Annotated in this window: 26 protein-coding genes; 18 read left to right on the top strand and 8 right to left on the bottom strand. The window is 62.4% G+C overall.

Annotation, left to right across the window (positions count from 1 at the left end; translation table 11 throughout):
• Positions 1 to 7 precede the first annotated feature (7 nt).
• Positions 8 to 310 (bottom strand): hypothetical protein, encoded by a 303-nt coding sequence (locus AC4D2O_RS17005; RefSeq protein WP_104181678.1) that lies wholly within the window; start codon positions 308 to 310, stop codon positions 8 to 10.
• 4 nt (positions 311 to 314) lie between these two features.
• Positions 315 to 884 (bottom strand): DUF6668 family protein, encoded by a 570-nt coding sequence (locus AC4D2O_RS17000; protein ID WP_490908538.1) that lies wholly within the window; start codon positions 882 to 884, stop codon positions 315 to 317.
• 188 nt (positions 885 to 1,072) lie between these two features.
• Between AC4D2O_RS17000 and AC4D2O_RS16995 the strand changes: the two genes are divergently transcribed.
• The 9 genes from AC4D2O_RS16995 to AC4D2O_RS16955 all read left to right on the top strand — a co-directional run bounded on the left by AC4D2O_RS16995 (position 1,073) and on the right by AC4D2O_RS16955 (position 10,435).
• Positions 1,073 to 1,366 (top strand): helix-turn-helix domain-containing protein, encoded by a 294-nt coding sequence (locus AC4D2O_RS16995; RefSeq protein ID WP_490908537.1) that lies wholly within the window; start codon positions 1,073 to 1,075, stop codon positions 1,364 to 1,366.
• A complete protein-coding gene (locus tag AC4D2O_RS16990; RefSeq protein WP_490908536.1) occupies positions 1,366 to 2,841 on the top strand; it encodes a MinD/ParA family ATP-binding protein in 1,476 nt (491 codons plus the stop codon). The genes AC4D2O_RS16995 and AC4D2O_RS16990 overlap by 1 nt, the downstream gene beginning before the upstream one ends.
• Before the next feature lie 105 nt (positions 2,842 to 2,946).
• Complete coding sequence (locus tag AC4D2O_RS16985; protein ID WP_490908535.1) at positions 2,947 to 4,074, top strand: transglycosylase SLT domain-containing protein; 1,128 nt, start codon at positions 2,947 to 2,949, stop codon at positions 4,072 to 4,074.
• Complete coding sequence (locus AC4D2O_RS16980) at positions 4,059 to 4,724, top strand: hypothetical protein (protein ID WP_490908534.1); 666 nt, start codon at positions 4,059 to 4,061, stop codon at positions 4,722 to 4,724. The genes AC4D2O_RS16985 and AC4D2O_RS16980 overlap by 16 nt, the downstream gene beginning before the upstream one ends.
• Before the next feature lie 83 nt (positions 4,725 to 4,807).
• Complete coding sequence (locus AC4D2O_RS16975; protein ID WP_490908533.1) at positions 4,808 to 5,035, top strand: hypothetical protein; 228 nt, start codon at positions 4,808 to 4,810, stop codon at positions 5,033 to 5,035.
• Positions 5,036 to 5,375: 340 nt separating this feature from the next.
• Positions 5,376 to 7,061 (top strand): hypothetical protein, encoded by a 1,686-nt coding sequence (locus AC4D2O_RS16970; RefSeq protein ID WP_490908532.1) that lies wholly within the window; start codon positions 5,376 to 5,378, stop codon positions 7,059 to 7,061.
• A gap of 99 nt (positions 7,062 to 7,160) precedes the next feature.
• The gene (locus AC4D2O_RS16965; RefSeq protein WP_133083020.1) at positions 7,161 to 7,754 is read left to right on the top strand and encodes an AAA family ATPase; all 594 of its coding nucleotides are present in this window, start codon (positions 7,161 to 7,163) and stop codon (positions 7,752 to 7,754) included.
• A gap of 76 nt (positions 7,755 to 7,830) precedes the next feature.
• Complete coding sequence (locus tag AC4D2O_RS16960) at positions 7,831 to 7,989, top strand: hypothetical protein (protein WP_490908531.1); 159 nt, start codon at positions 7,831 to 7,833, stop codon at positions 7,987 to 7,989.
• A 2,143-nt stretch (positions 7,990 to 10,132) separates the two neighbouring features.
• Entirely contained in the window at positions 10,133 to 10,435 is a 303-nt protein-coding gene (locus AC4D2O_RS16955) for a helix-turn-helix domain-containing protein (protein WP_490908530.1), read from the top strand.
• 66 nt (positions 10,436 to 10,501) lie between these two features.
• Here AC4D2O_RS16955 and AC4D2O_RS16950 read toward each other — a convergent pair whose 3' ends face one another.
• The 4 genes from AC4D2O_RS16950 to AC4D2O_RS16935 form a co-directional block, all read right to left on the bottom strand.
• Positions 10,502 to 11,065, bottom strand: coding sequence for a hypothetical protein (locus AC4D2O_RS16950; RefSeq protein ID WP_490908529.1), 564 nt, complete (start codon positions 11,063 to 11,065; stop codon positions 10,502 to 10,504).
• A gap of 66 nt (positions 11,066 to 11,131) precedes the next feature.
• A complete protein-coding gene (locus AC4D2O_RS16945) occupies positions 11,132 to 11,476 on the bottom strand; it encodes a histone-like nucleoid-structuring protein Lsr2 (RefSeq protein ID WP_490908528.1) in 345 nt (114 codons plus the stop codon).
• 68 nt (positions 11,477 to 11,544) lie between these two features.
• Positions 11,545 to 11,895 carry a hypothetical protein gene (locus tag AC4D2O_RS16940; protein WP_490908526.1) on the bottom strand — a complete coding sequence of 117 codons (351 nt, stop codon included), beginning with the start codon at positions 11,893 to 11,895 and terminating at the stop codon, positions 11,545 to 11,547.
• Between the two features lie 102 nt (positions 11,896 to 11,997).
• Complete coding sequence (locus AC4D2O_RS16935) at positions 11,998 to 12,474, bottom strand: hypothetical protein (RefSeq protein WP_490908525.1); 477 nt, start codon at positions 12,472 to 12,474, stop codon at positions 11,998 to 12,000.
• Positions 12,475 to 12,843: 369 nt separating this feature from the next.
• Between AC4D2O_RS16935 and AC4D2O_RS16930 the strand changes: the two genes are divergently transcribed.
• The 4 genes from AC4D2O_RS16930 (at position 12,844) to AC4D2O_RS16915 (ending at position 15,268) form a co-directional block, all read left to right on the top strand.
• Positions 12,844 to 13,557 (top strand): helicase associated domain-containing protein, encoded by a 714-nt coding sequence (locus AC4D2O_RS16930; RefSeq protein ID WP_490908524.1) that lies wholly within the window; start codon positions 12,844 to 12,846, stop codon positions 13,555 to 13,557.
• A 712-nt stretch (positions 13,558 to 14,269) separates the two neighbouring features.
• Entirely contained in the window at positions 14,270 to 14,533 is a 264-nt protein-coding gene (locus tag AC4D2O_RS16925) for a glutaredoxin family protein (RefSeq protein ID WP_490908523.1), read from the top strand.
• Between the two features lie 229 nt (positions 14,534 to 14,762).
• A complete protein-coding gene (locus AC4D2O_RS16920) occupies positions 14,763 to 14,993 on the top strand; it encodes a hypothetical protein (RefSeq protein ID WP_490908522.1) in 231 nt (76 codons plus the stop codon).
• Between the two features lie 122 nt (positions 14,994 to 15,115).
• On the top strand, positions 15,116 to 15,268 hold the full coding sequence (locus AC4D2O_RS16915; protein WP_490908521.1) for a hypothetical protein: 153 nt from the start codon (positions 15,116 to 15,118) through the stop codon (positions 15,266 to 15,268).
• Positions 15,269 to 15,512: 244 nt separating this feature from the next.
• On the opposite strand, the gene AC4D2O_RS16910 is transcribed toward AC4D2O_RS16915, so the two are convergent.
• Positions 15,513 to 15,743, bottom strand: coding sequence for a hypothetical protein (locus AC4D2O_RS16910; RefSeq protein WP_490908520.1), 231 nt, complete (start codon positions 15,741 to 15,743; stop codon positions 15,513 to 15,515).
• 429 nt (positions 15,744 to 16,172) lie between these two features.
• Here AC4D2O_RS16910 and AC4D2O_RS16905 point away from each other — a divergent pair, with 429 nt between their 5' ends.
• From AC4D2O_RS16905 to AC4D2O_RS16895, 3 genes are all read left to right on the top strand, one after another.
• Positions 16,173 to 17,519 carry a ParB/RepB/Spo0J family partition protein gene (locus tag AC4D2O_RS16905; protein ID WP_490908519.1) on the top strand — a complete coding sequence of 449 codons (1,347 nt, stop codon included), beginning with the start codon at positions 16,173 to 16,175 and terminating at the stop codon, positions 17,517 to 17,519.
• Positions 17,520 to 17,900: 381 nt separating this feature from the next.
• Positions 17,901 to 18,176 carry a helix-turn-helix domain-containing protein gene (locus AC4D2O_RS16900; RefSeq protein WP_490908518.1) on the top strand — a complete coding sequence of 92 codons (276 nt, stop codon included), beginning with the start codon at positions 17,901 to 17,903 and terminating at the stop codon, positions 18,174 to 18,176.
• Positions 18,176 to 18,655 carry a hypothetical protein gene (locus AC4D2O_RS16895; protein WP_490908517.1) on the top strand — a complete coding sequence of 160 codons (480 nt, stop codon included), beginning with the start codon at positions 18,176 to 18,178 and terminating at the stop codon, positions 18,653 to 18,655. The genes AC4D2O_RS16900 and AC4D2O_RS16895 overlap by 1 nt, the downstream gene beginning before the upstream one ends.
• Here the strand turns inward: AC4D2O_RS16895 and AC4D2O_RS16890 are convergent.
• Complete coding sequence (locus tag AC4D2O_RS16890; RefSeq protein ID WP_490908516.1) at positions 18,637 to 18,969, bottom strand: hypothetical protein; 333 nt, start codon at positions 18,967 to 18,969, stop codon at positions 18,637 to 18,639. The genes AC4D2O_RS16895 and AC4D2O_RS16890 overlap by 19 nt on opposite strands.
• 483 nt (positions 18,970 to 19,452) lie before the next feature.
• Here AC4D2O_RS16890 and AC4D2O_RS16885 point away from each other — a divergent pair, with 483 nt between their 5' ends.
• Both AC4D2O_RS16885 and AC4D2O_RS16880 read left to right on the top strand, forming a co-directional pair.
• Entirely contained in the window at positions 19,453 to 20,169 is a 717-nt protein-coding gene (locus AC4D2O_RS16885) for an SOS response-associated peptidase (RefSeq protein ID WP_490908515.1), read from the top strand.
• A gap of 128 nt (positions 20,170 to 20,297) precedes the next feature.
• Positions 20,298 to 21,878: a competence protein CoiA gene (locus AC4D2O_RS16880; protein WP_490908514.1), complete on the top strand. Its 1,581-nt coding sequence runs from the start codon at positions 20,298 to 20,300 to the stop codon at positions 21,876 to 21,878.
• Positions 21,879 to 21,905 lie beyond the last annotated feature (27 nt).

The raw sequence follows: 21,905 nt of genomic DNA, 5'->3' as shown, positions 1-21,905 counted from the left end.
AGGGTGGCTACGCCGTGCCGCCGCCGGAGATGAAGGTCAGCAGTGAGGCTCCGCCGGAGATGAGGGCGACGGCGAGGACGATCTTGATGATGCCGGAGATTTCCTGGGTGGTTTCGCCGCGGCTGGAGTCGAACGCCATCTTGCCGCCGACGACGAGCAGACCCAGGACGCAGATGCCCAGGGCGATCCATTTGCCGACACCGACCATGCGGTTCCAGGCGTCCCCGATACCGGGAGGGGCGAGCGGTCCGCTGTCGGGCAGGGTGTTGGCGTTGATCAGGACATCCTGTGCGATGAGCAGCAGTTGCATGGTTCTAATTCCTTCCAGAATCACGGTGTTCGATGACCTCACTGAGACTTGTGAGGACTTTCCTTGGCTCGCGGGCCAGCGACTCGGGGTCGACTGCGCCCTCGAGTCGAAGCTCTTCTATCCACGGCAGCGTCCATGTTTGTGGGACGCCGCCGGCGGTGATGCGGGTCAGGTTGTGCAGGGTCTTCGGCAGCTTGCCGGGTGCATCTGCAATCACGACGAGGCCGCGCAGGGTAATGGTCGGGTGCGAGCCAGCGGCCCAATCGCGGGCGGCAAGCTGAGCGGCTTTCAGCCCTCGATGGTTCTGCCGGGCGACGAGGAAAACATCGGCCGGTGGCACGGTCGGGTCAGCGTCCGAGCGCGAGGGCCAGCGGTGGTGGCAGGGGACGCCGCCCAGGAGCTCTGCCATGGTGTTCTCGCCGGCTCCGCCGTGCACACCAAGCCAGAAGACCTCGGGGTTATCCGTGATGAAGCGGGCCATTCCTTTGCCAGCGGCGAGGCCAAGAATGCCCTGCTGAGGACCGGCGACACCGCGTAGAACCTCAACGGCGTCGCGAATCTCGGTTTCTGTCACGACAGGCGCCTCAACGGGCTCGCGCGTGACGAAGTCACCCCAACGATTGTTCATTTAGCTATGCCCCCAGCGGCTTCCCATAGACTCGACTTCGATCATAGTAGCTTACTTAGTGAACCGAAAGGCCGTTATGTCAACCGAAGTGAATAAAAGTGAACCAAGGCTCAATCTAGGGTACTGTTCCCTGCATGGGGACTGGAGTGGTCAGTATGTCTAGAGCGCTCGATGTGCTTTTCGCTGACCTGCCCTCGCGACTTAGTGTCGAACAGCTCACTGACGTTCTTGGTTTGTCTGACAAGACAGTGACGTACCGGTGGCTGCGCGAGGGGCGGATACCTGCGATCAGGCTTGGCGGGACATGGATCATCTTTCGCGACGACATCAAGGACCACCTCGAGGCGCACTACAACACGCCTGGCCCCAGCTCTGCACCGGAATCAGGTGTAGAGGACGAGAAACCAGAGAATCTTGAGGGGACATGATGACGACGGAAGCGCTGACCAGACCTGTGTGCACGGCAACCATCGGTGATGACGACACAGTGAGCGTCACGGTTGATGGAGTCGACCGCACGTTCGATTCCATGCCGGAAGCGATCGACTTTTTCACCAGCACGGCCGGTGATCTTGGCCGCCCACTCAAGGTCACCGCCTACGACCCGTCGTCGACAACGCAGCCCGAAACTTACCTCATCGTCAACGAGGACGGTTCTGTCGATGCAGACACCAGCGTGCCCGTGAAGAAGCGACCTCCTCGTCGTACCACTCCCCGTCCCGCCAAGGCAGCAGCTACAAGCCAGCCCGAGCACCCAGCAGAGCGTCCCATCACAGCAGACATGAACCCGGCTCCCGTAGCCGCCGCACCTGTAATCCAGGATGCTCAGCCCAAATCAGCGAAGCCTGGGGCTTCACGTCAAGTGCCTCAGCCGGCCGTTGACCAAACCTCTGACCTGCCCTCAACGGCATCCACTGAACCGGCTCGCACACCGCAGACCCTTCAGGCGCCGCAGGGTGCACCAGCGACTGTGCAGGTGGAGCCCGGCGATGAGCGGATCAAGCTACGCCCCGAAGTGAAGGCCGAGAAGACTGCAGCGCCGGCCCGTGAGGGTTTCCGGGGCTGGCTGAACGCCACCTTCAAAGCGAACCTCGCCGCGTCCCCTGCAGAGCAGGCAAGCAGGGCCCGCCGGGCCCGCATCCAGCGGCCGCTGGAAACCCACTGCACGATGGCCGTCGTCCAACTCAAGGGCGGAGCGACGAAAACCACCGTCGCTTACCACCTGGCCGCGACCTACGGGCGGATCCGCGGAGGGAACATCCTTGCCGGTGAGTTCAACGAAAACCAGGGAACCCTTGGTGAGCGTGCCCTCGCAGGCTCGCACGACCGCACCACACTGGACCTGATCCGGAACCTCGGCACAGTTACCCGGCGCACCAGCGACCTCGTGCGCTACATCCGCCCCCAGGGCGACGACAGGATCCACGTCCTCGCCTCCCCACCCGAAGGCGCTGACCGGCGCCGCGTCGACGGCACCTCCGTGAAAGCCGCGCACGACGTGCTGCTCTCTCTCTACAACCTCATCCTGCTCGACACCGGCAACTCAGCCCAGGCATCGACCTGGCAGGCAGCCGTCGACGTCGCTGACTCGCTCGTGTTCGTCTCGCAGAACAAGGCCGATGACTTCCGGCTCCTCGAGGCGACCATCGAGGGCGTCAAAGCCCAAGGTCACGCCGCGAAGTTCGGCCGCTCGATCCTGGTCATCACCAACACCGCCCAACCCAACACTGAGCGCCTCGCCCAGCTGAAGGAGTACGGAACCAGCATCGGCCTCGCAGCCGTCGTCGTCGTACCCTTCGACCGGTCCCTGCAGGAAGGCCAGAACTTCGACTACGAAGCTCTGAACCCGGCCACCCGCCGGGCCTACGAGGAAGCAACAGCAGCCCTCACCGACCAGCTCTAGACACACCTCATCCGGTCTCACATCCGGTCTCACATCCGGTCTCACATCCGGTCTCACATTCGGTCTCACATTCGGTCTCAGTTCAAACGCAGGGGTTAGGAAGGCATGGCAGGGGGGAAAGCCATCGGGTGCGGCATCGCCGCGCTCACCCTCGCACCCATCGGCGCGGTCGTGGCCATGACAATGCTCGTCGCCGGCATCGCCGAAGACGAGGAAGCCAACCAGCTCGAACCAGCATCCTGCGTCGTGTCCGAGGACACTTCCGGAGATGCGGGTGCGACGCCGGGTGCCCTGCAGGCTGTCCCCAACGGGTGGGGACCACTGGTGGAGGCGGCGGCGAAGGAGGTGGGCCTTCCTGCCAGTGTCGTCGCCGCACAACTGAACCAAGAATCCGGGTGGAACGAGAACGCCACCAGCCCCGTCGGAGCCCAGGGCGTCGCCCAGTTCATACCCGGAACGTGGGCAAGCTACGGCAACGGAGGCGACCCGTTCTCCGCGACCGACGCCATTCCCGCCTACGGGCGGTACATGGCCGCGCTGAAGGGTCAAGTGCAGTCGATTGCAGGCAGCGATGCGAACCTGCTCGTGCAGCTCACCCTTGCCGCGTACAACGCCGGCCCGGGAGCCGTGCAGCAGTACAAGGGCATCCCGCCGTACCAGGAGACGCAGAAGTACGTTAGCTCTATCCTGGACTCCGCGCAGAGCGGGTTCTCCATGGACTGCAAGGCACCCACCGGCGGCAAGCCGTGGGACGGCGACCTCGGAGACGGCGAGTGGACCACTCCCCTACCCGGAGGCGTCTTCACCTCCGGCTACGGAAAGCGCAATGTTCCGTACCTTCCCGCCTGGGCGCAGGACCACGTCGGTGTGGACATCTCGAGCCCCGGCGCCGGCTTCGGCAACGGCGGCCCCGTCGTCGCACCCACAGACCTCAGGATTACTGGGTTCAACGACAAGGACGGGTGCGTGATCGCCAAGGAAGACGGCGACGACCCCGATTTTGGGTTCGCCTTCTGCCATCTCAACGCCTACTCCGTGGAGAAGGGCGACAAGCTCAAACGCGGCGACATCATCGGCACCGAGGGCAATAAGGCCGACCTCGGCAGCGTTCCTACACATCTACATTTCGAGATTTATACACCCGAAGCGCCAGACGTCACCTTCCCGTACGAGGGCTTCAACATTGACCCCGAACCGATCCTCAAAGAGAAAGGCGCGTGGCCATCATCATGACCCCGACCCCCACGCACCACCGACCCACACGCCAGCACCTGCGCCAGCCACGCCACACGGTGGCTGCTCTGTGCCTGGTGCTGCCCCTGACGCTCTCAGCCGTCGCCTGCAGCAGCAACGAGGGCCAAGCAGGGTCAACGCCCGGCCCGACGCCCACGACCATCTACGAGGGTTCCTACACGACGCCTGCCGCCGAGGACATGATCGGCAACGGCACCTTCACCACGGTGGCTGACGCCGACCGCTCCGACGTGGAGTCCACGGCCGAGGTCGCGGCCCTCATGCTGCACTCGTGGGATACCACGACGGACACTACGCAGACAGCAGCCGCTATCCGTGCGATCCCGCTGATGAGCAACGAATGGGCGACCAACCAGGTCGAGCCCGAACGCAACGGCGCTCAGGGCGAATGGCTGAAGCCGGCCGAGCACCAGGCATACAGCGCACCCTCGATCGTCCCCGCCCCCGGCGACGTCTCCCAGGACGTAGCAGACGACAAGGCCATGCGCGCCTACGACGTCAGTTGGCGTTGGATCAGCCGCGACGGAACCGAGCTCACCACCACCGGCCGACAGATCGTCACGATCTACCTCGAGAAGCACGACAACCAGTGGGACATCGTCGGCCACCAGTACCAGGACATGGGTTGATGAGCGACGTCCGCGAAGAAATAAACCGCGACACGCCCGCACGGTCTGGGCTTAACCCATTTCAGAAATCTAGAGTGCACAGTATGGCTATTCAGAGGAACAGGTCGGTTGGCCGCCCATCCAAGGGCGATCGCCACGTCGTTACCGCGCGGATTCCCACTGCTGAAGCAGAAAAGCTGTTCGCCATCGCTGAAGCACTGGGCACATCGGCCAGCTCGTTCATCGCCGAAGTGATGTCCGAGAAGCTGGCGTCCATGAACCTCGAACAGATCACAAACCAGGAGGCACTGCCTCTCTCTAAGGCTTCATAAAAAAAGAGGCCCGCCGAAGCGGGCCTCTTCATATTCAAGTTTCCAAGCTCCACACCGTCGTTCCGCCAAGATCACCGGTGAAGAGCTCAACCGAGTACGTCCTTTTCAGGTCGTGCCCTTAGTTGAAAGTGTACACCGAGTGCTTGAAGCACCTCCAGCTCTTTATGCTGCGCCACGCCGTGACGATTCCCACCATGGTGCTGCTTGGGTCCTCGCACCGCTGATCGCAGGCCAGCCTTCCTACCGCCTTGGGCGGTGGAAGGACGGCCGGTTCCAGTACCCGCAGCCCACCACTGCCCTGCGGATTACCGGGACGCTGCCGGCGAAACCGGCTGCCGTGATGATCCACGACGTCGACGGCGCCGTCCGCACACTGTGCCTTGACCTCGACACGTCGAAGGCTCGGAAAGCCGTCGTCGACGACGACGCCCGACGCTTAGCGGACCTCCTAAACACAGCAGGCCTCTCCTATGTCGAGGACCAGTCCCCCAGCGGTGGCCGGCACCTGTACGTGCCACTGCAGGAGGCGATCAGTGCGGCCGAGGCACGCCAGCTCGTCGAAGCCCTCGGCCGACGCGCGCCGAGCCTGGATCCCAGCCCGCACCAGAACGTCGTCCACGGCTGCATCCGCGTCCCAGGCTCCGCCCACAAGTCCGGCGGACACCAAACGCTCATCACGCCGCTCACCGATGCCTACGGCATCCTCACCCGACGCAACCCCGCCGCCGCGCTGGCCGTGCTGCGGAAAGCCCTCGCACCAGAGATATACCGCCTTGAGCAGGACCGACGACGCGCCCAGGCACGTGCAGCAGCCGCCACGACCGCCCTGCAGGCAGCAACCACACCGGGAACCAGGCCGGGCGTCGCCTCCATTGGCCGCAACGACTCTCCTCTGCGCGCGGCAGCCCGTACCGGGCTGTACGACACAAGCAGATATGCCAGCGACTCAGAAGCCCGCATGGCCGTGCTCAACCACTTCGCGGCCTGCCACTGGACCGTCGACCAAGTACGCGCCGGCATGGCCGGCCCCTACGCAGGTCTCGCCGCCCTCTATGGCACCAAAGCAGAGCGGCTCCTGCCCATCGAGTGGGCCAAAGCCCAATCCTGGACCGCCACCCGAGCCTCCTCCAAAAACCCCGCCCGGCGACCACGGGAAACGACTGCGCACAACTTCAACACAAGCCCTACCTATCTCACGGGGGGCACGCTCACGCCGTCGTCGGACCCAAGTCACCACTCCATCCACCAGCTCGTGAACGATCTCGAAAATGTCCTCTACGCGATCCTTGACCAACGTTTCCAGGGTCAGGGCCGGCTAGGTATCAGCCTGCGGTTTCTCATCCGGGCCGTCCTGGCATACATGCGCACCAATCAAACAAACGTTCTCGACGTCGGCTGCCGCACCTTCGCGGTGGCACTGGGCAAGGACCACGTCACCATCGCCCGCCTCCTGCCAACCCTCGAGGCGGTATCAGCGGGGATCCTCACCCGTGTCGATCGTGGACGCGGACGCAACGCCGACACTTACCTCGTCCAGCTTCCCCAGCAGTTCGAGCAAATCGCCCGCGACCTCACCTGGCGCAAGGGCAAGATCCACGCCGTTCGGCCCGTCTTCCGGGTTTTGGGGGACGTCGCAGCCCTCGCCTACGAAGGCATCGAACGCGGCCGCCACTCCCCCACCACCGCAGACCTCGCCCGCACTACCGGAATCTCCCGCCGCGCCCTCACCGATCACCTTGCACACATGGAGGCCCTGCAGATGATTCGCCGGCACCACGGCGCCTGGGAAGTCGTGACCACGACCGGTCTGGTGGAACTCGCAGACCGTCTCGGCGCCACCAAAGACCGCGAACAGCAGATCACTCGCTACCGCAAGGAACGCGCCGCCTGGCACGCATGGCTCGACCGCCACCTACTCCCCCACCTCGAAGAACACGACCTGTACGACCCCGAAGTGGACGAATACTGGCAACCGCCCACTAACGACGAACATCAACAACAACGAGTCCTCTGGCATGCGGCCTGACCCCGTCGCTCCACCGTTCGACAGAGAGACTGCACAGGAATGCAGAAACACGGTTGTCTGTACATACGTCTTTCTGTGTTTCAGTGATACGGTCAAACTATGAAAGTCGCCCTCGTGAATCTCAAAGGTGGAGTAGCGAAAACCACCAGTTCGATCTACATCGCGGCTGCGCTAGCCCGGAAAGGTACCGTCGTCCTCCTCGACGGTGACCCCCAGGGATCTGCCTCAGACTGGACAGGCCTGGTCGAAGACAGCGGCGAGCCAATGCCTTTCACAGTGAAAGTCGTCAATCAACGCACCATGAAAAAAGCTGCCCAGGGTTTTGATTACGGCGTCATCGACACTCCCCCGGGCAACCCGCAAGTCATCGATGCAGCCATCGCCACCGCCGACATCGTTGTCATCCCCACCGACGCTTCAGCCATGGACATTCAGCGTGTCTGGCCCTCAATCGAAGCAGCCGCACGAGCAGGCAAGCCAGCAGCCGTACTTATCGTCCGCGCGCGCTTGAACACCAGAAGCCTCGCTATTGCAGTCGAAACCTTCGAGCAGGCCGGAGCGGCTGTCATTGACGCCTATATCCCCCTGCGCGAGGACATAAAGAACGCCTACGGCACAATCCCGACCAACCTGCACGGCTACGACCAAGTAGCGACCGACCTACTGGAGGTACACCATGGCATCGCCAGCTAAGAAGCCATCACTCGCAGAACGAATGGCACCTAAGACGGCCGCACCCGCTGCTGTGGCTCCAGGCAGTGGGCCCTCCGTGTCCACATCGTTCAAGAGCGCCAACGAAGACTATGCCAAGCGCCTTACCCTCGACCTGACACTTGCGCAGCACCGCAAGCTGAAACTGCGCGCTATGGATACCGGAGTCCCCATGGCACAGATTTTGCGCGATTACATCGACGGAATCACCGACTAGAACTACCGCTCCACGGGCAGCGCTCCCCCGCTATCCCGACTGTCTCGCCATCACTCGATGCAGGCACGGAAAAGCAGGAACACAGAAAGACTGCAGGAGACCAGCCGTGGAACCGGCACTCCCCCAGCCACGTGAGGGCCGGCCATATGGCCGGCCCTCACGTGTTGGTAGGGATGATTTGCCACTCCCCCGTGGCGAAGCTTCAACCCGCAGTCAAGAGCAGCTCCAACGCTCGACCAGCAGAACAAGGTATGCGGTGAACATCGTACATAGAACCAAAGATCACTGTGGATACAGATACACAGAAATACGAGTTCGGTTCATGGGCGGGCGGCAGCGTCATGTCAATCTGTGGAGGCGGAAACACAGAAAAACTGAATTCTGTAAAAACAGACCTCAAAAGGTGTGAAGGGCAAGCCGGTCATTGCAGGAGTCAGCCGTGGAATCGGTATCCCCAGCCAAGTGAGAGTCTGACAAGTGGCTGGTCCTCACCTGTTGGCCGACAGTCCGCCACTCCCCCACGATGCAGCACCACCCTTGCTGTTCAGGGCATCTCTGAAGCTTTACCACGGGATATGACATGCCGCAGGTACGTATTCACAGAATTATAGATTGCAGTGAAGGCGGAATACCATAAACACAGAAAAACAGAAACACGGAAAGCGTCGGACGTGGGCAGCGGAGAGACCTGACGATCTGTGGAGGCGGATACACAGAAGCACTGCATCCTGTAAACATAGACTTCAAAGATGCTAGGAGCAGGCCAGCGATTGCAGGAATGCCAGGCGAAGGAGATCAGACCGCCAGTTGCACCGATACGTGGGCCAGAGGACGAAGCAGCTAGGGCAAGGCGGAGCACGCATAAGTCAAATTGAGCGACGGGGGAGTGCGCGCTGCACTCTGCTGGGCCCCAAAGAAGCGGTTATCTGACTCTGCACAGAAACACGCTTATGCAGGGGGCTGTGTACACAGAGATCTGTAGGGGTTCACGGCTATGGACCCGACCAACAACAACTCGGGTTCGTCAGAACCTGTGATCCACTCCATGACACGGTTGCTCCGTACTCCGAGTTCTTGCCAAGGGTGAGGTCGGCGCCCGATCTCGCACGGCGCTCGAGACACCGCTCTTGATACACAGAAAAGCGTAATTACAGAAAGGGTGGGTGCTGAAGTGCGTGGAAACAGAATGCCGTAAACACAGAAGCGCAACAAGTGGGGGAGTACCGCTTCGGGGGGGGCTGCCGTTAGCCATGCACCTTAGACCTCATGCATGAACGGCATCTCATGCCGGGCCCTGGGGATCTGAGAGCAGGCCGGAGGAAGTTCATGTTGTAAGTCGTAATCATGGATCGAGTGGGCATAGGTGTCCAGGTTCATTCGACCGGGGGGAGTGGTGACGGCGAGCGACGTGATGTTGGTGAGTCATCCACGCGCCCCTCTTCCACCACCTGAGTGTTGGGTCCTCCCCGCACGGCCGCTGCTCAGCAGGCCAGCTGAGAATTAAAACAGAAATCTGCATACACAGAATAGGAGATACACAGATACCCGTAAAACTGTGTTTCTGTATTCGGCCCTGAGCCCGGGCATAGTCGTCTAACGACTACGCTGGTCACTCCCATCTGTCGGGTAAGCAGACGACCATCGAGCTGAGAAGATCCCACAAAACTATGTGGTGCGGTCTCGCTGCGGAGGCGGCTGCCATGGAACTCGAGCGCGGATCAGCTGCGCCGAACCGCGATTCACGCCAGACCCCAGCACGGACGCTCATCGCGCCGCGCGCACGAACGACAGCCGGCAAGCCACTATGGCCCGGACATTAGGGGGTGGGGGAGTGAAGGTGCGTTGGTCGCCCCTCGACCCCAGGTGCACGGCAAAAGCTACTTGTCCTTCGGGCTTTTCCCGCACACAGGGGGACGACGGGACCCGGGCCGACCGGTTGCACACCACCGCCGAGTCACCGCGCCATGTCCGCTCACCACTTAGCATCGGCGGACGTGCACAACCTCGAACACCAGATGGCTCCTCAGAGACTGGACTAATGTGCAGTCCAACTTCTGGGGTGCAGTTCATGGTGCGGTTTTGTCTCCACCTTTTTAGGGCGTCGATCAGCAGTGCAGCGTTTGGTGGCTGGAATGCTGGGTACATGACAAATCAATCCCAGGACGACGGGCAGCCTAGGTCGTTGCGGTTCCTGACACTGCAGCAGGTAGCGGATGAGCTGAACACCAAGCACAGCACCGTCCGGGCGCTGATCGCCTCGGGGGAGTTGCCGGCGATCCAGATCGGCGGCCGAGGCCAGTGGCGCATCGAACGCATCAAGCTCGAGGACTACATCACCACCGCCTACGCCAGCGCCCGGACCGACATCGCCCGCGATAATGATCAGGGACCTCTGCCGTATGTCACTGAGGAGAGTGAGGAGATAGCAGGGGCGAGGAATCCCTGACTCTGCTGGCAGCTGACGGTTGGTCAGTGCTGGTGGTGCAACTCAAGAACCCGTTACGCTCAAGCGTCAGGACGCGTTATGGATGAACTTTTCTTCCATGAGTGCCAGACCAGCCGGCCCGGCGGCTATATGAATCCGTCCGTTGTCGGTGCGTAGCTCGCGGATCGACCAGCTCCGGCCCCACCCAGAAGCCTTCTTTCCTGTCATGTCCGCTTGCCCAAGGACAACAGGATGATTGAAGGTGCGCGTTCGTCCGGTTGGTTGTGGCGTGTACGTCCCCTGATGAGGCTGAAATGCCAGGTGATCGGCGGTCACCTGAGCCGCTCCTGCGTTCCAGAGGTCACCTAGAGAACCAGGCGTCGCAGTCGCGAATCGAATGGCGCAGTCAAAGACCCCGTTCTCCAGGTCGGCAGCCAGACGGCTTCTCGCCTGCCGTATTGCGGGACGACTCAACAGCGCGAGGCCCAGAACCCCGAGGACGAGGACGAGGACCACACGAAGCCAGAAGGACTCAACTCCGGCTTCTTCTAATACCGTGCTGCCCAACAGGGCCGGAAACAGGAAGCCGATCGACGCGGCGTAACTGGCCTTCTCCCACTTGCCGGCTTTCGTCCGAACGATGTCGTCCATCTCGTAACCACCTCGTTCCCGTCCCGCCACAGTTCCCCCTGCACCTGGTCGAACGCGAGTAAGGCCCTAGTGGGCTTCGTTGTAGGCGTCGACGATGGTCTGGGTGAGGCGTCCGCGGGGGCTGGGGTTGTGTCCGTTGTCCTTCGCCCACTGGCGGATCTTCTGGGTCTCTTCACGCTTGGACTTACTCGTCGACGCCGAGGATGTGTTCTGCCCGCTCTGTCCGCGCCGGCCTGTCTTTGCCTTCCGGGCCTTGTCCACGTACTCGGACAGGGTCGAGCGCAGCTTCTCCGCGTTCTCCGTCGTGAGGTCGATCTCGTAGTCGGTGCCATCGACACCGAACCGCACCGTCTCATCGGCTACTTCACCATTGAGATCGTCGACCAGTTCCACCTGAACGCGTTGCGCCATTGTCTTACTCCTAAAAATTGTTGGTGTGATTACTTGTTCCCCTTTTGTGGATTCTATCCCAAATGAAACTAAGCACGCTTCGCATAGTCACTGTCACCGTTATCGTGAGTAGGTATTGGGGTGACGGCGCTGAGCCATACCCAGCCTTCGCGTTGGATCTTGATGAGTGGTTCGAGGAATCTGATTTTCACCGCTGTGCGGGTGTAGGCGATCGCGTGAGCCTGGACGCGGATGGCTTTGGAGGGGTAGCGGATCCACGCGTACACCCGGCGTGGTTCCGGGAAGTCGGTGGCAGGATTGTTCTCGAGGTCGAGTTCGGCCGCGGTGAGCATGATCAGCTCCTCCCGCATCACGAACTCCTCAATCCTGTCGTCCATCAGCCTCGCAAACCGCCCGGCGTATCTCTTGTTCTGACCCATGGCCCTGCATTCCGCCCCGCCACCTGCTGCTCATGCTGTAACGCGGACCTGGTCGGAAAATGTTCGCGACGATCACTATCCGTCCGTAGCTGTCAGTAACTGTTAGTAGCCGTCGATGGTGGTGACGCGGCGCAGCCGCCAGTCCTCCCACCGGGCATCGGCGTTCATGTCGAACTCCAGGACCGGGGACGCCGGCCCGGTCTGGGCGCGGAACCGCCAGAACCGGGTCGTCACCACACTGCCCAGACTGCCCCGGCCGCCTCGCCCATTCACGCTGCCGAGGCTGCCGAGGCTGCCACGGCTGCCACGGCTGCTGTGGGTGTTGTCTGTGCCTGGGGGAGTGGTGGCGGGTTCCCGCCAGGTGTCCGAGCTGGACCAGGCAAGGGGTTCGCCGATGACCTGCCAGATGCTGCCCCGCCAGCGCAGCGCCAGGGGTGTCCCGGAGGGCAGGAACCGGACGGCCGCCGGCTCGTCCAGGAGGTGCCACGCGCCTCCCTGCGCGCCCTCGCGTGCAGCTTCCTGGGCCGTTTGCTGGCCTGGTTCGGTGGGTGGTGTGGTGTCCACTGGTTGCGCTGTCATCGGCTGCTTCTCCCTTACCCCTGGTGTTCCTCATATAGGCTTTAAAATAGAACACAGGTTCGATTATTTGGGAAGCCGGACTGCGGACGCGGGTGGGGGTTGCGGGTCATCCATCTGTGGGCGGGTGGAGCCCGGAGGAATGAGCTCAAAGCCATCCACCTGTGGATGAGCCGCCCGCAACACCCTTGCGGACGTTGGTTACTCTCAACACCATGCACAGCACGCCGCCCGAGTCCGACGGAGAAGGGGCACGCCCCGATCGTCGCCATCCCTCGCCGAGGGCCGACACGGCGCCGCTGTCATCGGAGCGGGCGCGGTCCTTCGGCAGCGGGGGAGTAGCGGTGGCTGAGCGGACAGGCGCAGGGCATCATGCGTTTCGATGACGTGATCCTGGCCGAGGACGAGTGCCCGCCGGGGGCGTGTGAGAACCGGCAGGAGTGGCTGCTGATGTACTCCCGCGGGGTGCCGCCGGCGGTGATCGCTGCATGGTGCAGGGTCGATGTCCGCCACGTTGACCGGGCCGTCGACCGGCAGGTTGGCCGAGATCCTGGGTGGTTCGGCCGGTGCTGGCTGATCCACGATCAACCCGCCGCCAGTAGCAATCGGCGGCGGTTCCGGCGGGGCCGGGAGCAGGTGTGGTGGGAGCACCACGCCCACATAAGTGCCTATGTGGCCCGGGTGGGTGGGTTGCCGGCGCAGAACGACAGCGCGGAGGCCCGGGTGCTGTACCGGTGGCTGGAGAACCAGCGCCGCAGCTTTGATGCGGGTCGGCTCGCCCAGGACAAGGGTGCGGCCCTGGAGAGGCTGGGGGAGTGGGTAGGTACCCGCAAGGGAAACCCGGAGGAGTTGTGGGCGCGGCGCCTCGAGCAGGTACGGCAGTTCCGGGACGAGACCGGCCGGCTCCCGATCTATGACCCGCAGCGCCACCCGGACGAGAAAGTCCTCGCGGTCTGGCTCGGCCGCCAACGCACCTGGCAGCGGAAGGATAGGCTCCGCGCCGACCGACGGGAAACCCTGACCCGGGTGTTGTCCGGCTGGGACAGGGCAAGGAGTGATATTGAGGCGCCGGTCAGGAGCGTCTAGATCACCGCTGTACCAGCCTAAAGGTGCCCCTCAGCCGGACTTGATGTTCACTGATCCTTGAGCGCAGGCCAGCACGAGGGCAGTCGCGGTCGGCCTCAGGTCGCACTCGTCAGCGTCGACCCAGCCGACAGGGCCACCGAAGTTTGGCCCCCGTAGGAACGGTAGGTGTGGAGACCATCTTCGATCAGCACGTCGATGTCACCTGGTCCAAAACGGTTCATTGACGGACAAGCACCGAACGCCCATTCGAAGCGGTTTCCTTGATGACGATGGACGGCGACCCCATGAACCAGATGACGACCACGGCTACCAGACCAACAGGTACAGCGATTAGGTACGCGATGGTGCCCAGGAGATAAGGAATCAGGGACGAGCGGTGCGGTTCCGCTGCGCCATAATGGTCCTCCGCGGTGCTCCGGACCAGAGGGGCCGGTACTCCTACGTCGCACCGGCCCCTCTGGTCTTTGCTGCTGTCCTGGCGGATTGTGCGCCCCCGCTCCACAGCATCAATCGCTACGCGACGTCGCGGCCAGGCAATGTGTCCGGCGCTCCTTCGTCGCTTATCTCCTCCCACATTCCCTCAGCACTTCGCCTTTCGGGTTGAGCACTGTTCCGTCGGGGCGAGCGAGCGAGCTCGCCAGCAGGCAAAAAACAACGGGGATAGGGCCACACCACCACCGTCTCGACGTACTCACCTAGGGGGAGGGTCCTCATGACACTCACGCTGTACATCAAACCTGCGAATTGTTTCGCGTGCGACAAGACCAAGCAGAAGTTGACTGAAGCCGGCATCGAGTTCACGGCCATCGACATCACCACCAACGAACAGGCCCTGGCCTACATCTCAGAGGAGCTTGGCTACAGTCAAGCACCGGTCGTTCTCTATGAAAGGGACGGTACGGAGGATCACTGGTGCGGTCTCAACCCACCTAAGATCGAGCACGTCATCGCCCTCGAGAGCACTAACGACAGCTGAGCCCTAGCCGCACTACATTCCTAGAAATGTAGAAGCATAGAAATCTACTTCGGTAGAAATCTACGAAACTACGAAGCGAGAAACGGCAGGAAGTCCTGCCCAGGGTGCACGGTAGGTCGAGTACGACGGACACCCCGGACGGGACTCCACTACAGAGCGTAGAACACGGTGCTGACACCGTGGCTGACACACTGAACAGATGCCCGCGACTCGACCCGACAATGACCAAGTGGCCGAATGCGCGGAATGCGGACGAACAGCTCCGCTGACGCTCACCGGGGACGGGACCCCGAAAGACTGGGTGTACATCGCGGATGCGGGCATCACCCTCTGTCCGCTGCACAAGCCGCGGATGCCCGAGGGCTGGCAGGACGTCATCAGGATCTACAAGAAGGGCGAGCTCGACAAGCTGGCCGGCGACCGAAAACCGCCACCAGCAGGTGCGTTCGAGGACGAATAAAAGGAAGGCCCCGGGGAGGCTGCGTGGATGGGGGATAAACACGCAGACGACCGGAGCCTTCACCGATAGTTCTACTGGGTGAGAGCGCTCCCCAGATAGCTTCGATGCGGAGGTGTGACCTGATGAGTACCCCGGCCCTGGCACAGTGCTGTGTCTGCCGCGCCACAACCAGGCTCCAGGACGAGGGACGACCCCTGCCCGAGGGGTGGCTCTACAGGACGATCACCGTCGACGTCGGCCGCTACTACTGCCCCGAGCACGCCCACAAAGCCTGACCCAAGCCCGCCCTCACGAGGTCGCGGCTCTAATGGGCTGAAATATCAGACGCCGCTGCGGACAGCAGCTGACCGATCACCCAGATCGGGTTCCACGCATTCGCGGAAACCTCATCCCGGCAGGACTGACTCTCACACGCAAGTGAGAGCGAACCTGACGCGGGGGAGTACACAGTCAGGGCCATGAACAAGGCCGCCAGGGCAGCGACAGCCGACAAGCCAAGCCGTACACGCTCGCTCATCTTCATCCGTCCTGGCGCAGCGCGATGATCACTTTGGCGACGTTCCAAAGGGCCGCGATCCCGAGGACGCACATAGCCACAAATGCAAGCCAGCTGTTGCCGCCGGGAAGTTGCATGACGAAGAGCAGGCCGAACACCACAGCGCCTATGCCGTACATCAGCGCAGTGCGTTTGGTGCTGCGCGTTCGTGAGCGTGGTGGTGCCTGTGCGTGGTCGTTCGTCCCCATAGTCATGGTCACAACTCTACGGAAGTGTGATGGCCGGCGGCCGCGGGTGTCTCACCTATAGTGCTTCCCTGCTCTCCGCCAGGGGGCTCCGAGCAGGGCTATGGTCCTTCGCTTCGCTCCGGCCTGTTCCGGCCAGGCTGCTCCTTCGTCGCATCCAGTCCGGGATGTTTTTTGTCTGCTGTCCTTCGGATTGTGCGCCCCGCTCCACAGCGTCAATCGGCTGCGCCGACGTCGCCGGCCACAAACCTCTCCGGCGCTCCTGCGTCGCTTATTTCCTCCGAGGTTTCCGTCCGCCTTCGCCCTTCGGGTTGAACACTGCTCCGTCGGGGACGAGCGAGCGAGCTCGCCAGCAGGCAAAAAACAAGGGGGAAGGGCCAAGACCAGCTGGCTCACCACAGGCCCTCTCCCCACCTCGTGACCCAAGGAGCAACAACCATGAACACCACAACGACCGTCCTCGAGCACCTCGACCCGACCCAGTTGACCATCGACGCCAACGTCCGCGCCGACGTCCGTCTCGATCCGGAGTTCCTTGCCTCCATCAAGCAGCACGGCGTCCTGCAGCCCGTGGTCGCCCACCGCACCGAGGCCGGCGTGCACGTCCTGTACGGACAGCGCCGCACCCTCGCCGCCGTGGAGACCGCACAGCCCACCATGCCCGTCTACGTCGTCGCCTCGCTCACGGAAGCCGACCGGTTGGTGCAGCAAATGGTCGAGAACGACCAGCGCCTGGCATTGAGCGACCGGGACCGCACCGAAGCCTTCCACCAGCTGTCCCTCATGGGCATCACAGCCACGCAGATCGCGAAGAAGACCGGCACGAAGAAAATCACCATCGAGACTGCGCTGAAGGTCCGCGCCAACACCACCGCCACCGAAGCACTCACCGCCGGATGGACGCTGGAGCAGTCAGCGGCGCTCGAGGAGTTCAGCGACGAGGAACTGACCGTGAAGCGCCTACAGCACATCCTCGAGGTCCAGCCCGAGCAGTTCGACCACCAGGTCGCCTACCTCCGGCAGGAACGTGCCACCGCACGCCTCATCGCGGCCGCGAAGACGGAGCAGGAAGCCCTCGGCAACACCGTCGTCGACGGATACGGGTACGGGACCCCGGAGAACCAGCACCCGAACATGCTCCTGCGGGCAGATGGCGAGAAGGCGACGAAGGAGGACGCGAACGCCGTGGTGATCAGCCCGACCTACCGGGGCGAGGTCCAGGTGACCGGCGTGGTCGCGAACTTCCGCGACCACGGGTTCACGATCCGCGAAGGACTCGGCATGAGCCCCACAGCGGGTCAGTCAGGGCCGATGACGGACGCGCAGAAGGAAGAGCGCCGCACGGTGATCCAGAACAATAAGAAGTGGGACGCGAGCACCGAGGTCCGGCAGAACTGGCTGACGACCCTTCTGGGGAGGAAGACCCCGCCGAAGGGCTGGGCGCAGTTCACGGCCACGACGCTGGCGAACTACGGCAATTCGGTCGCCCGGGCGACGGCGCAGAAGCACGAACTCGCCGCCGGCCTCGCAGGCGTCACCGACCCGGACTACCGGGCGTACCGGGCACTGGTGGAGAAGCCGACCACGAACCCCGACAAGGCAGTCCTGGCGATGATGCTCGCCGCGCACGAGGCGGACCTCAGTCGCGAATCATGGCGACGCCCCGGCCCCCAGGCCGCCTACTACCTCTTCCAGCTCGAAGAATGGGGCTACACGCTCAGCGAGGTCGAATCCCTCATCACCGCCCACGCCATGAAGGACACCAAGGGCAGCAAGGACGAGTAGGCGACCGAGTAGGGGAGTGAGGCGGGGCGGCAGGGCGCGAGCGTTACACAGCGTCCCTGCCGCCCCTGCACGTCCCCTGCCCACTGCTAGACACGAAGGGTCGCACTCCCAAGTCGACCCCACCGGTACACGCGCACCGGTGAGAAGGTGCGAGGAGCTTTTTCGGACGCGGGACGGGGGCGCGTGCAACGCGCGCCCGTGGTCGACGCGGACTACAGTGCAGACAAGGCTTCCGCCCAGACGGGGAGCCCAATAGATTTCCTTGTCACGAGGGGAAACCGGAGACGGGACCATGTGGTGTGGTTCCGTCTCCACCCACTTAAGGGCGTCGATGCGGCGTCGATCAGCAGGGCAGCGTTTGGTGGCTGGAATGCTGGGTACATGACAGACCAACCCCACGACATCGGGCAGCCCAATGAGATGGCCAAGCCGTTGCGGTTTCTCACCCTGCAGCAGGTAGCCGATGAGCTGAACACCAAGCACAACACCATCCGGGCACTCATCGCCTCCGGGGATCTGCCGGCCATCCAGATCGGCGGCCGAGGCCAGTGGCGCATCGAACGCACCAAGCTCGAGGACTACATCACCGCCGCCTACGCCAAAGCCCGCACCGAAATTTCGGAAGGTGATTCACTTCATGGGGAAGGGGATAAGTGATGAGTGAGCTTGGGAACGTCTTGGCGCTTTGGGCGCTCATCGTGAGCGTGCTGTCGACGGTTATCGCGATTGCTGCGCTGGCAGTCGCATATCTCGACTGGCGTCAAGTGGGTATGGAATCACCGTGGAAGTTCACGCCTGTTGGGGGTGGTGTGTGGCTGTTGGAACGAGTCCATCGCAAACCAGCTGCGATACGACGCTTCGAGTACGGTCAGATGTGTGCTGGGTTGCAATTTAGTGCAATGAACGCCAGGGGAACGCCGAAGGACCTTTTTCGGCGGGGAGATACAGAACTTATCCGTGTAACTCCTGCCGACACCATTGAAACGGTGAGCGTCGTCTACAGGGAGTACGGGTTTCGGGACCGATGGAAGATGCGAAAGAACCCACCGACGTCGATCTACACCGGCGACGCCTTTGAGCCGGGCTACGACGGTTACGAGCGGTGGAGTACGCCCGTTTATCCGTTCTCAACCTGATTCGGAGATACAGGTGTTACGGCGCTTAGCCACACCCAACCCTCACGCTGGATCTTAATCAGCGGTTCGAGGAACCGGATCTTCACGGCAGTGCGCGTGTACGCGATCGCGTGCGCCTGCACCCGAATCGCTTTCGAGGGGTAGCGGACCCAGGCGTACACCCGGCGCGGTTCTGGGAAGTCTGCGGGCCGGCAGTTCTCGACGTCGAGCTCGGCCGCGGTGAGCATGATCAGTTCCTCACGCATGACGAACTCCTCGATCCGCTCGTTCATCAGCCGCTCATACGAGGCCGCGTACCGCTTGTTCTGGCCCACGTGGGGACAGTACGAGCCTGCGCTGACAATCAGACTTTGATCGTTTGTCCTGCTCAAGTCACCCCACACCCATGGAGGCTGTGCACAGCCACTGCTCACTCGAGGTGAGCTACCCGTGTCGGTGACGCAGGTGGTTGTGTGCAGGCGGGCCCTTGGTTCCTGCTGTGCAGCATGTGTGCGGGACAAGCAGCGGAGCGTGGGGAGCTTGTGCCGTGCCCATGTGCGCAGGAGGCGCAGCAACGTGACGATGAATCAACTCTCGCTCTTGCTGTCCTTACGGCCCTTGGGCCGGGGACCGAACATGATCCCGGCGAGTAGTGCCAGGCTGACGCCCACGAGTATGGCGATTTCCACGGATGAGTCCTCACGACGGTGATGGCGCTGCGCCGGCCCGTGAGGAGGCGTCCGTACAGGTCGGCGCAGCGGAGCCTAAGTTCACCACGGCAGAGGCCCTATGGCGAGAGACGGGGCAGAATTACCCGTATGTGTGGACGCTTCGTGATTGCAGGGAACAAGGCCGCCATCCGGGACGAGTTCAGCGTCGACGAGACATTCCAGGACGAGTTGAAGCCATCGTGGAACGTGGCCCCGATGCAGGGGATCCCGTTCGTGTCCGAGCAGTTGCGCGAGGGCGAGATGGTGCGTCGCCTTGAGATAGCCCGGTGGGGACTTGTACCCGTGTGGTCGAAAGACCCGAAGGCCGGGGCGAGGATGATCAACGCCCGCAGCGAGACGGTCACGGAGAAGCCGTCGTTCCGCACGGCGGCCGCCAAGCGCAGGGCCCTGATACCGGCGAACGGCTATTACGAGTGGCAGAAGAACGAGGACGGGACAAAGACCCCGCACTACCTCCACGGTGAGGACGAGGAGCAGCTGCTGGGCTTCGCCGGCCTGTACGAGTTCTGGCCCGACCCAAGCAAGGCGGAGGACGCCGACGACAAGTGGCTGGTGACCGCGACGATCCTCACCCGGGCCGCCCACGACGCGCTCGGGCACATCCACGACCGGACGCCGGTCATCATCCCCAAGGACCTGCAGGATCAGTGGCTGAACCCCACAATGACCGAACGAGACCAGGTGCAACACTTCATCGACACCATCCCCGAACCCAACCTCGTCCCACGGATCGTGGGCAAGGAGGTCGGATCAGTCCGCAACAACGGACCCCAACTGATCAAGCCGATTGAGTCGACAGGCTAAACCCCCCTGGTGAATCTCTGTCGCGGAAAGATGCGAATGCTGTGGAAAAACATGCTCAGAAAATGAGCCATTGGTGGTTGATCGTCCTGTTGGATTGGAGGACTGGCGATCAATAGCAGGGGGACTGGATGCAGCTGGTGGCGTATCTGAAGGGTGAGCGGTTAGACGCGACCGAGATACCTCATGATCCTTGGCGCGCTCTCCCAAAGCAGTCCGATTATGAGGACCTGGTCCTCCTCGAATGCGGCAAAAGAGCCAAACGAGTCACGCGCCTAGGGCGCCAATTCTTCGCCCACTGGCCGAGAATCAACTGCAAGATCGATCACAAGTCCGAGTCTTCACAACATCTAGCGATGAAGCTTGCCCTGAAGGATCGGATCACTGCCTGTCCGGGGTGGCGTGCGGAGGTTGAGTACGTCGGTCCCGACCGCAAGTGGATCGCAGACGTCATGGCCATGCACGACAACGGCAGACGCCTGGCCTTTGAGGTGCAACTCTCCGCACAAACCGAAGAAGATTACTTCAACCGCTCCCAGAGATACGCTGACGCCGGCATCGGTCCCATCTGGGTCGTGCCACAGGAGGTGTATTGGCGCGAGCTCGAGCTGCCGGTCATCGTTACCGGCTTCGGTAAGAGCAGTGACTTGCCTGAGGCGCCGAGCGACTTGCTGGGCCGCCAGGAGTACCAGCCGTTGCACCGGAAGACCACGAGCGTCGGCGTATGTGTCGACTACGTGCTGAATCCCTCCTTCAAATGGGAACCTGGCAGCCCAGACCATCAACGGCAGCGCCGTCTGGCAGAAGCGGAAGCTGCTCGCCAAAGAGCTGAGGCGGCAGCGGCGACGGAGCTCATTCGTAGCAACGAGGCTGCGCGGAAAATGGCCGCTCAGTGGAAGATCAAGCAACAGCAGGCTTCAGTAGCCGCAGAGGAAGCTGCAAAATTCGTACGGTTGGCAATGCCCGCGCACGCGGTCACCAGCGGGTTGCCGATTGTTACCGGCGTTCGAACCTGGGGGAGCGTAGTCAGATGCCCGAACAGCCAGCACGCCGTGCTGATCTGGCGGCTGACGAATCCGACAAGAAGCAACCCAAAAAAGCAGGGTTGGCTGTCGGAGAGGGAGAACCTTCGCGACGTTCATCGACTCGTCGACGATTGGCTGGAGCTAGTAACCGTTCCGGTTGTGAAAGGCAGGCTTGTTCCTCTCAAGGGCTCGGGTAATCCTTTCGCCTTTAAGTGCTCGGAATGCAATCAGCTGATCCAGGAACGGCTGATCCGCATGATTCCGCCAAACAAGTGGTCACTCATCACAGGAGCGGAAGGACCAGCAGCACGCTACGCCCCTTCCGAGCAGGCGCTCCAAGGATGGGAAGCACTTCGCGCACGACCTCAACAGAAGCAGCCGGAGCGTCGAGAGAAAAAACCGAAACGACAGATGACCGAGTCGGCACCAGCGCCCCAGCACTCAGACGTCATTGGTCCTCAAGGGACACCGTTCTGGATGGCCGAAGCACGCAATGCAGATGAAATTGCTGCGCGTCAAGCAGCGAAAGACGCACGAGCTGCACAGCTCCAGGCGGTCCGCGATAACCCCCGCTACCGCTTACAGCCGAACGGCTTCCGCTTCAACTGTCTCGACTGCAGCGGCGTCTTCGAGGACGGATACGAAGGCATTCATGCCGATGCCCGTTGCGTCGCCCAGCGACACTGAGACCATCTCTTAGGTTCTCAGATGGTC

The sequence above is a fragment of the Arthrobacter sp. TJ-238 genome (genome assembly GCF_058269215.1).
The sequence above is the reverse complement of the archived record's forward strand: the minus strand, read 5'-3'. Positions and strand labels throughout refer to the sequence as shown.

Excerpts from the sequence above, each read along its gene's own strand:
- AC4D2O_RS16880 (WP_490908514.1), top strand. The coding sequence starts at position 20,298 with ATGCAGCTGGTGGCGTATCTGAAGGGTGAGCGGTTAGACGCGACCGAG.
- AC4D2O_RS16985 (WP_490908535.1), top strand. The coding sequence starts at position 2,947 with ATGGCAGGGGGGAAAGCCATCGGGTGCGGCATCGCCGCGCTCACCCTC.
- AC4D2O_RS16915 (WP_490908521.1), top strand. The coding sequence starts at position 15,116 with ATGAGTACCCCGGCCCTGGCACAGTGCTGTGTCTGCCGCGCCACAACC.
- AC4D2O_RS17005 (WP_104181678.1), bottom strand. The coding sequence starts at position 310 with ATGCAACTGCTGCTCATCGCACAGGATGTCCTGATCAACGCCAACACC.
- AC4D2O_RS16975 (WP_490908533.1), top strand. The coding sequence starts at position 4,808 with ATGGCTATTCAGAGGAACAGGTCGGTTGGCCGCCCATCCAAGGGCGAT.
- AC4D2O_RS16995 (WP_490908537.1), top strand. The coding sequence starts at position 1,073 with ATGGGGACTGGAGTGGTCAGTATGTCTAGAGCGCTCGATGTGCTTTTC.
- AC4D2O_RS16885 (WP_490908515.1), top strand. The coding sequence starts at position 19,453 with ATGTGTGGACGCTTCGTGATTGCAGGGAACAAGGCCGCCATCCGGGAC.
- AC4D2O_RS16905 (WP_490908519.1), top strand. The coding sequence starts at position 16,173 with ATGAACACCACAACGACCGTCCTCGAGCACCTCGACCCGACCCAGTTG.
- AC4D2O_RS16895 (WP_490908517.1), top strand. The coding sequence starts at position 18,176 with ATGAGTGAGCTTGGGAACGTCTTGGCGCTTTGGGCGCTCATCGTGAGC.
- AC4D2O_RS16935 (WP_490908525.1), bottom strand. The coding sequence starts at position 12,474 with ATGACAGCGCAACCAGTGGACACCACACCACCCACCGAACCAGGCCAG.
- AC4D2O_RS16910 (WP_490908520.1), bottom strand. The coding sequence starts at position 15,743 with ATGACTATGGGGACGAACGACCACGCACAGGCACCACCACGCTCACGA.
- AC4D2O_RS16945 (WP_490908528.1), bottom strand. The coding sequence starts at position 11,476 with ATGGCGCAACGCGTTCAGGTGGAACTGGTCGACGATCTCAATGGTGAA.
- AC4D2O_RS16970 (WP_490908532.1), top strand. The coding sequence starts at position 5,376 with ATGATCCACGACGTCGACGGCGCCGTCCGCACACTGTGCCTTGACCTC.
- AC4D2O_RS16900 (WP_490908518.1), top strand. The coding sequence starts at position 17,901 with ATGACAGACCAACCCCACGACATCGGGCAGCCCAATGAGATGGCCAAG.
- AC4D2O_RS16955 (WP_490908530.1), top strand. The coding sequence starts at position 10,133 with ATGACAAATCAATCCCAGGACGACGGGCAGCCTAGGTCGTTGCGGTTC.
- AC4D2O_RS16930 (WP_490908524.1), top strand. The coding sequence starts at position 12,844 with ATGCGTTTCGATGACGTGATCCTGGCCGAGGACGAGTGCCCGCCGGGG.
- AC4D2O_RS16925 (WP_490908523.1), top strand. The coding sequence starts at position 14,270 with ATGACACTCACGCTGTACATCAAACCTGCGAATTGTTTCGCGTGCGAC.
- AC4D2O_RS16990 (WP_490908536.1), top strand. The coding sequence starts at position 1,366 with ATGACGACGGAAGCGCTGACCAGACCTGTGTGCACGGCAACCATCGGT.
- AC4D2O_RS16950 (WP_490908529.1), bottom strand. The coding sequence starts at position 11,065 with ATGGACGACATCGTTCGGACGAAAGCCGGCAAGTGGGAGAAGGCCAGT.
- AC4D2O_RS16965 (WP_133083020.1), top strand. The coding sequence starts at position 7,161 with ATGAAAGTCGCCCTCGTGAATCTCAAAGGTGGAGTAGCGAAAACCACC.
- AC4D2O_RS16940 (WP_490908526.1), bottom strand. The coding sequence starts at position 11,895 with ATGGGTCAGAACAAGAGATACGCCGGGCGGTTTGCGAGGCTGATGGAC.